The sequence below is a fragment of the Paraburkholderia megapolitana genome (assembly GCF_007556815.1).
GTDB lineage: Bacteria > Pseudomonadota > Gammaproteobacteria > Burkholderiales > Burkholderiaceae > Paraburkholderia > Paraburkholderia megapolitana.
Genome location: NZ_CP041745.1, coordinates 4072864 through 4087669 on the forward strand (window position 1 = coordinate 4072864; position 14806 = coordinate 4087669).

A 14806-nucleotide genomic window follows, 5' to 3' on the forward strand; every position below is an offset into this window, starting at 1 on the left:
GGGTTATATAGTCGGTGTGGAGTCGGATCAGGCCGCGAGCACTTCCTTGCTGGCCTTCTTCGCGCCCATTTCACCCAGCGCACGCTTGTATTCGGTCGGGAACACCTTCACGAACTGGCGGCGCGCCGCGTCCCAGTTTTCGAGCAGCGCCTTCGCACGCGTCGAGCCCGTGAACTGGAAGTGACGTTCGATCAACCCCTTCAGCAACGCTTCGTCGGTCTGGCCGGTATGCCACAGTGCGCGATCGACGGTTCGTTCCTGTTCGGCCTGTTGCAGCACCGGATCGAGCGCGACCATCGCCTTGTTGCACTTGCCCGCGAACGTGTTGTCCGGGTCGTACACGTATGCGACGCCGCCCGACATGCCGGCCGCAAAGTTGCGCCCGGTTTCGCCGAGCACGACCACTGTGCCGCCCGTCATGTATTCGCAACCGTGATCGCCGGTGCCTTCGACTACCGCCGTCGCACCCGAATTGCGCACGCAGAAACGCTCACCGGCGACACCGCGCAAGAATGCTTCACCTTCGATCGCGCCGTACATCACCGTGTTGCCGCAGATGATGTTTTCTTCTGACTTGCCGCGGAAATCGTTGGTCGGGCGAATGATGATGCGCCCGCCCGACAGGCCCTTGCCGACGTAGTCGTTGCCGTCGCCGACGAGATCGAGCGTGATGCCCTTCGCGAGGAACGCGCCGAAGCTCTGACCGGCCGTGCCCTTCAACTGGATGTGGATCGTGTCGTCGGACAGACCTTCGTGGCCGTACTTCTTCGCGACGAGACCCGACAACATCGCACCGACCGTGCGGTTCACGTTGCGCACCGGCTGGATGAACGAAACGTGCTCGCCCTTCTCGAGTGCGGCTTTCGCCTTCTCGACCAGCGTGTGGTCGAGTGCGCGCTCGAGGCCGTGATCCTGCGTGTCGACGTGCAGACGCGCAACCTCGGCCGGAACCTGTGGCAGATAGAACACCTTCGAAAAATCGAGACCCTTCGCCTTCCAGTGCTCGATGCCCTTCTTCATATCGAGCAGGTCCGCGCGGCCGATCAGATCGTCGAACTTGCGGATGCCGAGTTGCGCCATGATCTCGCGCACTTCTTCGGCGATAAAGAAGAAGAAGTTGACGACGTGTTCCGGCTGACCCTGGAATTTCGCGCGCAGCACCGGGTCTTGCGTCGCAACGCCGACCGGGCAGGTGTTCAGATGGCACTTGCGCATCATGATGCAGCCTTCGACGACGAGCGGCGCAGTCGCGAATCCGAATTCGTCGGCGCCGAGCAGCGCGCCGATCACGACGTCGCGACCGGTCTTCATCTGGCCGTCGGCCTGCACGCGAATGCGGCCGCGCAACTGGTTCAGCACCAGCGTCTGCTGCGTTTCGGCGAGACCGAGTTCCCACGGCGTGCCGGCGTGCTTGAGCGACGATAGCGGCGACGCGCCGGTGCCGCCATCATGACCGGCGATCACGACGTGGTCGGCCTTCGCCTTCGCAACACCAGCGGCAACCGTGCCGACACCCACTTCCGACACCAGCTTCACGGAAATGCTTGCGGCGGGGTTCACGTTCTTCAGATCGTGAATCAGCTGTGCAAGGTCTTCGATCGAATAGATGTCGTGGTGCGGCGGCGGCGAAATCAGGCCGACGCCCGGCACCGAGTAGCGCAGCTTGCCGATGTATTCGGACACCTTGTGGCCCGGCAACTGACCGCCTTCGCCGGGCTTCGCGCCCTGCGCCATCTTGATCTGGATCTGGTCGGCCGAAGCAAGATACTGCGCCGTCACGCCGAAACGGCCCGATGCGACCTGCTTGATCTTCGAGCGCAGCGAATCGCCGTCCTTCAGCGGAATGTCGCGCACGATCTCGTCGCCGATGATCGACTTCAGCGTGTCGCCGTTCTTGATCGGAATGCCACGCAGTTCGTTGCGATAGCGGTTTTCGTCCTCGCCGCCTTCACCGGTGTTCGACTTGCCGCCGATGCGGTTCATCGCAATCGCGAGCGTCGTATGCGCTTCTGTGCTGATCGAACCGAGCGACATCGCGCCCGTTGCGAAGCGCTTGACGATGTCCTTCGCCGACTCGACGTCGTCGAGGGCAATCGCCTTCATCGGATCGACCTTGAACTCGAACAGGCCGCGGAAGGTCATGTGACGCTTCGTCTGATCGTTGATCAGATGCGCGTATTCCTTATACGTCTGATACGAGTTGCTGCGTGCCGAATGCTGCAGCTTGGCGATTGCATCGGGCGTCCACATATGGTCTTCGCCGCGCACGCGATACGCGTATTCGCCGCCCGCATCGAGCATGGTCGCGAGGACCGGGTTGTCGCCGAACGCGTCGCGATGCAGACGGATTGCTTCTTCCGCGACATCGAACAGGCCAATGCCGCCGACCTTCGACGCCGTGCCCTTGAAGTACTTTGTGACCAGTTCTTCGGCAAGACCGACTGCTTCGAAAATCTGCGCGCCGGTGTACGACATGTAGGTCGAAATGCCCATCTTCGACATGACCTTTTGCAGGCCCTTGCCGACGGCTTTCGTGAAGTTGTAGATCGCCTTGTCCGCCGACAGGTCGCCCTTCAGACCCGCTGCGAACTGCGCGAGCGTTTCGAGCGCAAGGTACGGGTGCACGGCTTCCGCGCCGTAGCCCGCGAGCAGCGCGAAGTGATGGGTTTCACGCGCGGAGCCGGTTTCGACAACGAGGCCCGCGCTCGTGCGCAGACCATGCTGCACGAGATGCGTGTGAATCGCGGCCGTGGCGAGCAGCGCCGGAATCGCGACGTTGTCGCGATCGGTCTTGCGGTCCGACACGATCAGCATGTTGTAGCCGGACTTCACGGCATCGACGGCTTCGGCGCACAGCGACGCGAGACGCGCCTCGATGCCTTCCTTGCCCCAGGCCACCGGGTAGCAGATGTTCAGTTCGTACGAACTGAACTTGCCGCCCGTGTATTGATCGATCGCGCGGATCTTCGCGATGTCCTTGAAGTCGAGCACCGGCTGCGACACTTCGAGCCGCATCGGCGGGTTGATGTTGTTCGTGTCGAGCAGGTTCGGCTTCGGACCGACGAACGACACCAGTGACATCACCATGTTCTCGCGGATCGGATCGATCGGCGGGTTTGTCACCTGGGCGAACAGCTGCTTGAAGTAGTGATACAGCGTCTTGTTCTTGTTCGACATCACCGCGAGCGGCGAGTCGTTGCCCATCGAGCCGACCGCTTCCTCGCCCGCCTGCGCCATCGGCGCCATCAGGAACTTGAGGTCTTCTTGCGTATAGCCGAACGCCTGCTGACGATCGAGCAGCGCAGCGGCTTCGCGGCGTTCCGTGACGATATCTTCGGCCTTCGGCTCGATCTCGTCGAGCTTGATCCGCACGGCATCGATCCAGCTCTTGTACGGCTTCGCGTTCGCGAGGTTGTCCTTCAGTTCCTTGTCGTCGATGATGCGGCCGTGCTCCATGTCGATCAGGAACATCTTGCCTGGCTGCAGACGCCACTTCTTGACGATCTTCGATTCGGGAATGGGCAGCACGCCCGATTCCGACGCCATGATGACGAGGTCGTCGTCGGTGATGATGTAGCGCGCCGGACGCAGACCGTTACGGTCGAGCGTCGCGCCGATCTGACGACCGTCGGTGAACGCGATCGCGGCGGGGCCGTCCCACGGCTCCATCATCGCGGCGTGGTACTCGTAGAACGCGCGGCGGTTGTCGTCCATCAGCGTGTGCTGTTCCCACGCTTCGGGGATCATCATCATCACCGCGTGCACGAGCGGGTAGCCGGCCATCACGAGCAGTTCGAGACAGTTATCGAACGATGCCGTGTCCGACTGGCCCGGGTAAATGAGCGGCCACAGCTTCGGCAGATCGTCGCCGAGCACGTGGCTCGCGATCGCGCCGGTGCGTGCGTTCAGCCAGTTGACGTTGCCCTTCACGGTGTTGATTTCGCCGTTGTGAGCAATCATCCGGTACGGGTGAGCGAGTTCCCAGGCCGGGAATGTGTTGGTCGAGAAGCGCTGGTGCACAAGCGCGAGCGCCGACACGACGCGCTCGTCCTGCAGGTCGCGGTAGTACACGCCGACCTGACCGGCCAGCAGCAGTCCCTTGTAGACGACGGTGCGCGCCGAGCACGACGGCACGAAGTATTCCTTGCCGTGCTTGAGCTTGAGCGCCTGGATGCGGTGGCTCGCGGTCTTGCGGATCACGTAAAGCTTCCGCTCGAGCGCGTCGGTCACCATGATGTCCTTGCCGCGACCGATGAAGATCTGGCGGATCAGCGGCTCGCTCGCCTTCACCGTCGGCGAGATCGGCATGGCGTGGTCGACCGGCACATCGCGCCAGCCCAGCACGACCTGGCCTTCCGCTTTCACGGTGCGCTCGAGTTCTTGCTCGCACGCGAGGCGCGAGGCGTGTTCTTTCGGCAGGAAGATCATGCCGACGCCGTATTCGCCGGACGGCGGCAGCGTCACGCCCTGCTTCGCCATTTCCTCGCGATAGAAGCCATCGGGAATCTGGATCAGGATGCCCGCGCCGTCGCCCATCAGCGGATCGGCGCCGACTGCGCCGCGGTGATCGAGGTTTTCCAGGATCTTCAGGCCTTGCTGAATGATCTCGTGGCTTTTCTTGCCCTTGATATGAGCGACGAAGCCGACGCCACAGGCGTCGTGTTCGTTTTGCGGGTCGTACAGACCTTGCGCAGCGGGCACCGACGAAGTCGGTTGCAGGGGGTCGTTCATGGGGACACCGTCTGAAAGGGGCCGGGGCGGCCGTTTAACCATTTGTTGTTTTCGCCTTCCGCTGTGCCGGTGTGCAGCTACGCGGGCGATCGGGCTTCCAGCTTTGTGTGCCGGGGAACCGCCAGAATTCGGAATATACGCGACGAATCAAGGGAATAGCAAATAAAACGTGATGATCGGGCACCTATTATCGTGATGGTGCATGATTTTGATTTTTAATCGGTGCCATATCGAAACGGTGCAAAAGAAAACGGCATGCGGAGATGCCGTCTTTCGTATCTGCCGCCGGTCCGGCGCGGCTTACTGGGTTTGCGGCGTTTCGCGCACCTTGCGCGGCCGTCCGCGGGGCAGCGGCGACACGCGCCGGTTGGCCGCCCGCGCCGCCCACTCGCGATACGACTCGCCGCCCAGCACCCAACCCTTGAGCGTGGCTTGCTGGAGCTGGCTGGCTTCGCGTTCGTCGAGCGGTTGTTCGCACAGGTCGCGATACGCGCGCTGCCGTTCAAACGGCGTGTTGCCGAGCGACCAGTACAGCGGGTGATCGGTGATGAGGCTATCGAGTGTCAGCCCGATGTGATGCCGGTAGCTCGACCAGCGGTAGTCTTCCGCCGCGCTCACGAGCTGGGTACGCACGGGGCACAGCTCGACTACGCGGCTCGCCAGCAGGAAGTAGCGCTCGCCCTCGATCACAGTCGCGCGATAGCGTCCTTCCCACAAGGTGCCGCGCCGTGCATAGCGGCGGTTGAAGTGCGCCACATAGCGGCGGCCGACAGCCTGCATCGCCTTCGGCAGGCTCGCTTCGTCGGCGGGGGTGACGAGCAGCTGGACCGCGCCGGGCATCAGCGCATACGCGTGAATCGCCAGCCGGTGATCGCGCGAGGCCGCCTTCAGGCAATCGATGAAGAGCTCGTAATCCTGGTCGTCGACAAATGCGGGCTGCTGGTCGAGTCCGCGCAGAATCACGTGCTGCGGCTGGTCAGGAACATAAAGACGTGCAAGCCGTGCCATGCTGGATTATCCAATAGTCGCGTTGGTATATACCCGAGGGTCCGAAGAACCGCCTGAGCGCTAGATTCGGCGCAATGCGGCTGAGCCGGAAACCGCCTGGCGCTTAGGGAAAATGCTCTAACTGCAGCGTATGGTTTGTTTGAAACGTTGTGGTCATAATGAGCGGGCTTTTTCAGGAGGAGCACACATGAAATTAAAACAGGCCATAACGGGGATTGCAGCGCTTGCCTGCATCACGGGCGCTCATGCGCAATCGGCTGGAAGCATCTACCTCACCACGGGTTGGTTCCATCTGGCGCCACAGGACAGCAGTGATCCGTTGAAGGTACTCTCGATTGGCGGCACGCCTATCAATCAAAGCCAGCCAGGCACTGGCGCCGGCATCGATTCGTCCGACACGCTGGGCGGGAGTATCGGTTACTTCATCACCGACCATATCGCTGCCGAAGCGGAACTCGGCATTCCGCCCAAGTTCAACCTGCTCGGCGAAGGCAGCTTTTCGCAGTTCGGCCAGCTCGGCTCGGCGAAGCAATGGAGCCCGGCGGTGCTGTTCAAGTATCACTTCTTCGATGCTCAGGCGAAATTCCGTCCGTATGTGGGTATCGGTGCAACGTACGTCTGGTTCACCGACGCGAAGATCACTAATACCGCGTTCGAGCAAGGCGTGCTGCATGGTCCGACCTCCGTGTCGACAGATCGTTCCTGGGCGCCGGTGTTTAACCTCGGCTTCAATTACGCGATCACCAAGCACTGGTTCGCGGGCATCTCGGTGTCGTACATTCCGCTCAGCGTGACGGCCACGCTGCATACGCCGAATGCAACGCCGGTTGGCGGCAGTGTGGAGTCGCAGGCGAAGATCAAGCTGAACCCGATCGTGACCTACGCCAAGATCGGCTACGTGTTCTAGCGCGACCCGCTTTCCTGCTGCCGGGTTTGCTGCACCGCCCCGGCACATTCAAACGCCGTCACTTCGTGGCGGCGTTTTGTTTTCTGGATTCTATGCCTATGGCGCATGTGCCGCATGCATATGAAATCCATTGTAATTTTGACCATCGTCGGCGCCAGGGATGAAAATTCTGCCGGGCTGGAGTTGTCGTTGCTCCGCCGGCTTGTCTGCCCAATGTCCGATGGGCAGGCCGTACGCCCTTCTGCGCGGGTCAGGCACCGAAGTTGCAACGTCTGAGGTTGCTCGCAAGGAACCCTGCTGCAAATCCGGGCGTTCCCATGCACATCCATCTTCCATCGACGGAGCAACCATGACTGCACTACCGAACACGCGAGATGCCATCGGCGAATCCTGGACCACCACGAGCCGGCGCGCCCGCCGCATCGCACGCCACAGCCGCGATGCCGCCGAAGATGTCGCCGGCGAACTACGTTCGCTGATGTCGGAACTCGAAGAAACGCTGGCGGACGGCACCCAGGCCGACGCGAAGGTATTGCGCGAGCAATTGCGCAAGCGGCTCGAAGCGGCCCGCGTACGTCTGCAGGAAACCCGCGAGGCTGTGCGCGAACACGCCGAAAACGTGCTCGCGGATGCCGACGATTACGTGCATGAGAATCCGTGGCGCACGATCGCTGTGGTGGGTGGACTGGCGTTGCTGACCGGTGCGCTGCTCGCGCGATCGCGCTAGGGCGCGCTATACCGGCTGAGCTGAATCACGGGTGGGACCAGACGCGTGGGGCGCGCCCCCGGGCGCGTTTCCGCGCGCCTAGTTGTCGTCCACGACGAACAACCGCCGGTATTCCTTCAGCGCGTACCGGTCCGTCATACCGGCGATGTAATGAGCAATCAGCCGCGGCTGCGCGGCGGCATCCTTCGCCTGATAGGCCGGCGGCAATAACCGCGAATCGTCCGTGAATGCGTCGAACAACCCGGCGATCACACGCCTCGCCTTGTTCGCCATACGCATCACGCGGTAGTGCCGGTACAGGTTCTTGAACAGGAAGCGCTTCAGCTCGCCGGCCTGCGCCGCCACGACCTCGCTGTGTGCGACCAGCGGGGGTGCCGCCCGCACGTCGTCCAGCGATGTCGGCGCATGGCGTTCGAGCTGGCGCGCGGTGGTATCGATCAGATCGACGATCAGCGTATTGATGATTCTGCGCACCGTCTCGTGCACGAGCCGCCGTCCTTCGATCTGCGGATAGTCGCCGCGCGCCGCCTCGTAATGCACCTGCCATAACGCGACCTCGGACAGCTGCTCGATGGTGAGCAGCCCCGAGCGCAAGCCGTCGTCGACGTCATGATTGTTGTAGGCGATCTCGTCGGCGAGATTGGCAATCTGCGCTTCGATCGACGGCTGATGTCCGTTCAGAAAGCGCTCGCCAAGTTCGCCCAGGCGGCGCGCGTTCTCGCGCGAGCAATGCTTCAGGATGCCCTCACGCGTTTCGAAACACAGGTTCAGCCCGTCGAACGCGCCGTAGTGTTCTTCCAGATCGTCGACCACCGCGAGGCTCTGCAGGTTGTGCTCGAAGCCGCCGTGCTCACGCATGCATTCGTTCAGTGTGTCCTGACCGGCATGGCCGAACGGCGTGTGACCAAGATCGTGGGCCAGCGAAATGGCTTCGACGAGATCTTCGTTGACGCGCAGGTTGCGGGCTACCGATCGCGCGATCTGGGCCACCTCGAGGCTATGCGTGAGACGCGTGCGGAACAGGTCGCCTTCGTGATTGACGAACACCTGGGTCTTGTACTCGAGCCGGCGGAATGCCGTCGAATGCACGATACGGTCGCGGTCGCGTTGAAACTCGGTGCGCGCAGCCGGTGCAGCTTCCGGGTAACGGCGCCCACGCGACTGCGATGAATGCGCCGCATAGGGCGCGAGATGCGCCTCGAGTGCGTCGACGCTTGGCGTGATGATTGCGGGTGCTACGCGCGGCCGATCGGTATCGGGTTCGCGCGAGTCGGTCGGCAGGTTGCTGCGGGTGTCGCTCACCGGTTTCTCCGCATCAAGAGGTGGGCACCGTGTGAAGCGTGCTTGCTGCCGCTGCTGCGTCGGCTAGATGGCAGCCGCGAGCGTCGCGTTCACGGTGTCGTCAGGGGCCCGGGCGATCAGCGTCTCACCAAAACGCTTCAGCAGGATGAACTTGATCTCGCCCGCTTCGGCCTTCTTGTCGACGCGCATCAGTTCGACATAGCGGTCGGCGCCGAGCGCCGGTGCGCGAGTGGGCAGATGCGCGGCCGCGATCACGTCGACGAGACGCCGTCGCGCGGCTTCGTCCAGGTGGCCGAGCCGCACCGACAGGTCAGCCGCCATCACCATGCCGCAGCCCACCGCCTCGCCGTGCAGCCATTCGCCGTAGCCGAGCCCGGCTTCGATCGCGTGGCCGAACGTGTGGCCGAAGTTCAGGATCGCTCGCAGGCCGCCTTCGCGCTCGTCCGCAGCGACGACCGATGCCTTGATCTCGCACGACCGCTTGACCGCCTGCGCGAGCGCCTCGGGTTCGCAGTTGTTCAACGCGCCGACGTTCGCTTCGATCCAGTCGAAGAACGCCGCATCGGCAATCGCGCCGGTCTTGATGACTTCGGCGACGCCGGCCGCCAGCTCGCGCGCGGGCAGCGTCTTCAGCGCGCCGATATCCGCGATGACCGCCTGCGGCTGATAAAACGCGCCGATCATGTTCTTGCCGAGCGGATGGTTGATGCCGGTCTTACCGCCCACCGACGAATCGACCTGCGACAGCAGCGTGGTCGGCACCTGGATAAACGGCACGCCGCGCATATAGCTGGCAGCAGCAAAACCGGTCATGTCGCCGATCACACCGCCGCCCAACGCAATCAGCGTGGTCTTGCGGTCGGCGCGGGCACCGAGCAGCGCGTCGAAGATCAGATTGAGCGTTTCCCAGTTCTTGTACACCTCGCCGTCGGGCAGCACGACCGTCGATACCTGCTTGCCGAGCGGCGCCAGCGCACGCCGCAGCGCATCGCCGTAGAGTGGTTCGACTGTCGTGTTGGTGACGATCGTCACCGATGCACCGGCGATATGCGGCGCAAACAGTGCCGTCTGGTCAATCAGACCGGCACCGATGTGGATGGGATAGGCGCGCTCGCCCAGTTCGACGTTGACGGTAATCATGGGGGTAATCATGCTTGCGATTATGGCGCAGGATGCCGGGTGACGCCGGCTAGCTCGAGTTGCATCAGGACCATGTTGACGAGCCCGTTGACCGACGGCCGTCCGGTTTCGATGACGAAATGCGCGCATTCGCGGTACAGCGGATCGCGCACTTCATAGAGTGCTTCGAGACGCGCTTTCGGGTCGTCGGTCTGCAACAGCGGACGATTCTTGTCGCGCCGCGTGCGCATCCACAGGTCGTGCGGATTGGCGCGCAGATAAACCACGAGACCGCGATTGCGCAGCGCCTCGCGATTTTCGGGGCGTAGAATCGCGCCGCCGCCGGTGGCGAGCACGATGTTCTCGCGTGCGGTCAGATCGCCGATCACCTGGGCCTCGCGGTCGCGAAAACCGGCCTCGCCTTCGTGTTCGAAAATCAGTGCGACGCGTGCGCCGGTGCGCGCCTCGATCTCATGGTCCGAATCGAAGAACGGGCGATCGAGCCGGCGTGCCACCGCCCGGCCCACCGTGGTCTTGCCCGCCCCCATGAGCCCTACAAAAAAGACATTGGCGTCTGCGTCCCGCGCTTGCAACGGTATCCTCTGGTTAATCCGGTAGTTCGTGCCGCAGCTTACTGGCAAAGCGACTGCCTTGTCGAGCCTGCGGCCGCGGCGGGCAGGAGCACTCATGGTGCATGCACGACGCGTGGCGTGATGAAAACGACCAGTTCGCCGTTACGCTGGCGATGGGCCCGATGCCTGAAAAGTGCACCTAAAACCGGTATTTTGCCCAGGAGCGGCACCCGCGTCACATCGTCGCGCTCGTCCTGCTCGTAAATCCCGCCAATCGATACCGTCCCGCCGTCCTCCACTTCGACACGCGTCTGCACGTGTTTCGTGTTGATTGCGGGCCCCGCCGCGGTCTGTTCGCCGACACTGTCTTTCGCCACATCGAGGTCCAGCACGACGCGGCCGTCGGGTGTGATCTGCGGTTCGACCTCGAGTTTGAGGCCCGCGCGGCGGAACTGTACGCCGGACACACCCTGCCCCACTTTCGCCTGATACGGCAGCTCGGTGCCCTGCTCGACAATGGCCTTCGTGCGGTCCGCGGTGACGACACGCGGGCTCGATACGGTTTCGCCGTGCCCTTCCGCCTCGAGCGCGCTCAGCTCGATATTCAACAGACGGGTGGCTTGCGCCGCGAACAGCGTCAGGCCCGCGGTCGCGGCATCGAACCCGGAAAGGGGGCGCGCCGACAGATCGACGACCTTGCCTTCGCTGCCGCCGACCACTCCCATTCCTGAACCGCTCTCGTGCGTATTCGCCAGCAACATGCGTGCGCCCAGGTTGCGCGAAAAACCTCGCTCGCCTTCGACGATGCGCGCTTCGATCAGCACCTGTCGCGTCGGCCGGTCAATCATTGCAATCACATCGGCGATCTGTGCAAGCCGCGCTTCTAGATCGGTGACGAACAGCAGGTTGGTCCGCGCGTCGGCCATGACCGCGCCGCGTTTCGACAACACACGCTGGTTGCCGGACGCACTCAATAGACGACGCACTTCGTCCGCGCGCGCATAGCGCAACTCGAACACACGGCTCGCGAGCGGTTCAAGGTCGGCTGTGCGCGCATGAGTTTCGAACCGCTGACGCTCGCGCGTCGCCAGTTGCGCGAGCGGCGCAACCCAGATCACGTTGCCACGGCGTTCCATCGCGAGACCGTTTACATCGAGCAACGTATCGAACGCATCTCGCCATCGCACCTTGTCGAGCCGCAGCGATACCGTGCCGCGCACCTGGTCGCTCGAGACGATATTGAGCCCGGTAAAGCGCGCGAATGCATCTAGCACCGCGCCCAGTTCGGCCTTCTGGAAATGCATCGTGATCGGGCGATCGGGGGGGACGCCGCTCCCGGGCTCATCGGTATCGGTAGCGGCATCGGTAGCGATCCGTTGCGCGCGCGGCAACGGTACCGGTGGGCCCTCGAGTACATCGCGAGCGGCGCCCGAATGTACCGCTTCGCTACGAGGCGTCGCGGGGCTGTCGATCTCGCCGCTACGCGCCTCCCTGCTTCCGATATCCCCGCTACCCCCGCCATTCGCGGCAGCACGCTCCGCGCCGTCTAGCTGGGACGGATTCGCCACCTCCCCGATCGCATCGCGCGGCAACGGCGGTACGCCGAACGGCACGATCGTATCGTCGAGCGGCATGTGCTCCGGCAGCGGCGGTAACGATGCGCGCGCTGCGGGGACCATAACGCTCGTGATGATCAGGACGTACAGCGCGACATACCTCGTTTTGCAGATCACGCTCATTCTGGTTCCCCGGCAAGTGTCAGCAGATGAGCCTCACCGCGTGCCGCAAGCGCGAGTCCGAGCGCGTCGATCTTCGTCACGCGTTGCTCGCCGAACGATTGCCCCGGTTCGACGGTCTGCGTGCCTTGCGCTGTTTCCACCAGTGCAAGTCCATGCGTGCGGTCGCGCAGCAGACCGACGAGCCGCAACCGCATCGCATCCGGCAGGTCGACACCGCCAATCCGCTGTGGCGAAAAAGGATCGTGGAGCGCGACATCCTGGTCGATTGGCGCATCGCTCGCGTCGAGCATCTCGTCCTGTGGCGTCACCCGCCCTGCGCCGACGGGGATGAGCTTGCTGAACACCTGCAACGTCGCGGCGATTTCAAGCGCGTCGTCATGACGCTTCACCGTCAGATCGGCGGGGACAACCAGCACCGGCAAACCCGTCAACCCATGCACGAACCTCATGATCTGAGCGAAATTGCCGCGTGCAGCGAGCTTTACGGACCGCATCGCGTCGATTCCTTCGCCACTCGCGGCACCCGGTTCGAGCGAGACGAGAACGAGCTCGCTGCGCGCGGCGAGTTGCGAAAATGCGCGCACGTCGTCCGCGGATGTCCAGACCACAGGTTGTCCGTGCAGCGCTTTCGCCGCGACGCGCGCGCGTAACGCAGGCAGTTGTGCGAGTACATGCCGTGCCGATACGAGGCGGCGCTGCGCGTCATCGAGTGCGACGCGGCTTGCTGCGATGCCGCCCAGATCCACGGCACTCCAGCTACGTGCACCCGGTACGAACACGCCCACGGCAACCAGCAGTGCGACAGCGAGCCGGCGCGCGCCGCTCCACGCTTCGAGCGGCACACGCAACCGGTCCAGCCAGTGGTCGAGAGACGTTGCAGCGCTTCGCCACGGGACAATGCCCGCTGTTATCGGCGGATTCATCGCGTCCCTCCCGCACGTGATGCAACCTGCCGATGCGTAACACCGCCCGATGGAGCGAGCGGTTTCATCCACCGCACGTTCGCTCCGAATTCGAAGCTACCGTCGCCGATAGCGCTCGCTCCGCGCCCGGCACTCGCCGGTCGACGTAACTCACTCGCCTCCGCACTCGCAGCACCCCGCACGCTGTCGAGCCGCTCGATCCACGCCGCCGCCGCTGCGTGGTCACTCGATCTCGCAAGCAGCTCCGTTGCTTCTCCGCGATGCCGCAGCTGTTGCAACACGACGCCGCCCGCCGGTTCGCTACTCAAGGTATCGAGCATGTCGAGCAGACGCTCGAGCGGCACGACCCGCGTTCGTGTGTGTACGACACTCGAACGCGCATCGGCTTCGCTGCGAGCCAGCCGATTCTGTTCCGCGAGCGGCGCGGACAGTTGCACAAGCGTTCGCTCGACCGATGCACGGTTCGCCTCGATACCGGTGCGCTGCCAGCTCTGGTACATGGTCAGCAACAACACGCATGCACCGCCAGCCAGCACCGCGCAACCGCATTCGGCGAGACAGCGACGTCGCGCCAATGCGGCGTTGCGCCGACGGTACGGCACAAGATTGAATCCGCCGATCCACGGGTGGCCTGGCGTCGTATGGCCCGGTCGGTCAAACAGAGCGTGCATGAACTTCATTCGAACACGCCGCGCAACGCGAGACCGAATGCGACCGTACATGCCGGCTCATGCAGGAATTCAGGCGCAAACGGATGCGCGCCCTCGCCGAACGTCGCGCATTCGAACGGCAGTGTCGTGCAACCGAGCACGTCGCCGACATCGGCGGTAGAAAAGCCGATCCCATCGAGCAGATCGACCTCGCCGCCGATCAACACGGAACCCGACGCATGGTCCGCGGCGAGATCGCGCAATGCGTCGGCGAAGTCGTCATATTCAGGTGCGGGGTAACGGATTTCACCGTCGATCGCGTCGCCTGCGATGCGCCACCCGTGAACGCCTTCCGCGCCGATCCAGATCGCGAGGTAAGGCTCGTTCGCACCGAGTTCGCGCCCCGCCGCATAACGCAATGCGCGCAACGCGGCAAACGGCTCGCTATCGAGCGCCGTCAACGTGATACCCGCCGACGCCGCACATTCGACCCGTGCTTCGAGATGCATTCGTCCGGCCGCCGCGATCGTCACACGATCCCGCTCAGGCGACGCGTCGTCGATAAACCAGTCGACCGCGAGCGCATGTCGCTCGATGCCCGCGATCCGCTCTGCCTCGACGAGCACCGTGGGCTCCAGTTCGCCCAACGCATGCCGCCGCACCGAGCGCACGGCGCCAGCCCCAAGCTGCGCGAGCGGCATCGTCGCCATCAGGGTCGCCGACGCCGGCAACCCCATCGCGCAACGCAACGTCGCTGCAGTACAGACGGACGGCAATCCGGCGAACAGATCGCGCAGCGCACGCGCTACCGCGGCGCGATCGACGATCTCCGCGCCCGCCATCGCACCGGCCGTGAGCGGCGCAATCGCGACGTGTTCAAGCCGCACAACGCCGTCGCGGCGCGAACGCGAACTCAAGACGACGAGGCGCAGCGACAGCGAGCCCACATCGATGCCGGCCGCAAAGCGCCGCGCCGGTAACAACAACGAATTTCTGAATGCCATCGCGCCCCCGTCCTGGCTGCCGCGACGAACCATTCGTGCGCGGATCACGGAAGACATTCTGCAAAGCGAACGCTGCATGCGACATTCGGCCGGATGGCCAATGCGTACAGGGACTACGCAGGGA

The 14806-nt window shown here is 63.6% G+C and carries 11 protein-coding genes; 2 read left to right on the forward strand and 9 right to left on the reverse strand.

The features are described from left to right. Positions 1-27: 27 nt before the first annotated feature. Positions 28-4731 carry a glutamate synthase-related protein gene (locus FNZ07_RS31560; RefSeq protein ID WP_091019696.1) on the reverse strand — a complete coding sequence of 1568 codons (4704 nt, stop codon included), beginning with the start codon at positions 4729-4731 and terminating at the stop codon, positions 28-30. Between the two features lie 300 nt (positions 4732-5031). Further along, positions 5032-5739 carry a transposase gene (locus FNZ07_RS31565; protein WP_091019694.1) on the reverse strand — a complete coding sequence of 236 codons (708 nt, stop codon included), beginning with the start codon at positions 5737-5739 and terminating at the stop codon, positions 5032-5034. Between the two features lie 187 nt (positions 5740-5926). On the opposite strand from FNZ07_RS31565, the gene FNZ07_RS31570 reads away from it, so the two are divergent. Together FNZ07_RS31570 and FNZ07_RS31575 are read left to right on the forward strand one after the other, a co-directional pair. Continuing rightward, positions 5927-6646 (forward strand): OmpW/AlkL family protein, encoded by a 720-nt coding sequence (locus tag FNZ07_RS31570; protein ID WP_091019692.1) that lies wholly within the window; start codon positions 5927-5929, stop codon positions 6644-6646. A 349-nt stretch (positions 6647-6995) separates the two neighbouring features. After that, entirely contained in the window at positions 6996-7373 is a 378-nt protein-coding gene (locus FNZ07_RS31575; protein ID WP_091019690.1) for a DUF883 family protein, read from the forward strand. Between the two features lie 78 nt (positions 7374-7451). On the opposite strand, the gene FNZ07_RS31580 is transcribed toward FNZ07_RS31575, so the two are convergent. From FNZ07_RS31580 to pilM, 7 genes are all read right to left on the reverse strand, one after another. Continuing rightward, entirely contained in the window at positions 7452-8600 is a 1149-nt protein-coding gene (locus FNZ07_RS31580) for a deoxyguanosinetriphosphate triphosphohydrolase (RefSeq protein ID WP_245811746.1), read from the reverse strand. Between the two features lie 138 nt (positions 8601-8738). After that, a complete protein-coding gene (gene aroB, locus FNZ07_RS31585) occupies positions 8739-9815 on the reverse strand; it encodes a 3-dehydroquinate synthase (protein WP_091019688.1) in 1077 nt (358 codons plus the stop codon). Between the two features lie 20 nt (positions 9816-9835). Further along, the gene (locus FNZ07_RS31590) at positions 9836-10387 is read right to left on the reverse strand and encodes a shikimate kinase (RefSeq protein WP_091019686.1); all 552 of its coding nucleotides are present in this window, start codon (positions 10385-10387) and stop codon (positions 9836-9838) included. A 92-nt stretch (positions 10388-10479) separates the two neighbouring features. Continuing rightward, positions 10480-12105 (reverse strand): type IV pilus secretin PilQ, encoded by a 1626-nt coding sequence (locus FNZ07_RS31595; protein ID WP_091019684.1) that lies wholly within the window; start codon positions 12103-12105, stop codon positions 10480-10482. Continuing rightward, positions 12102-13028 (reverse strand): hypothetical protein, encoded by a 927-nt coding sequence (locus FNZ07_RS31600; RefSeq protein WP_245811741.1) that lies wholly within the window; start codon positions 13026-13028, stop codon positions 12102-12104. The genes FNZ07_RS31595 and FNZ07_RS31600 overlap by 4 nt, the downstream gene beginning before the upstream one ends. Next, on the reverse strand, positions 13025-13699 hold the full coding sequence (locus FNZ07_RS31605; protein ID WP_143098174.1) for a fimbrial assembly protein: 675 nt from the start codon (positions 13697-13699) through the stop codon (positions 13025-13027). Before FNZ07_RS31605 ends, FNZ07_RS31600 begins: the two co-directional genes overlap by 4 nt. A 5-nt stretch (positions 13700-13704) precedes the next feature. Beyond that, positions 13705-14682 (reverse strand): pilus assembly protein PilM, encoded by a 978-nt coding sequence (pilM, locus tag FNZ07_RS31610; RefSeq protein ID WP_091019679.1) that lies wholly within the window; start codon positions 14680-14682, stop codon positions 13705-13707. Positions 14683-14806 lie beyond the last annotated feature (124 nt).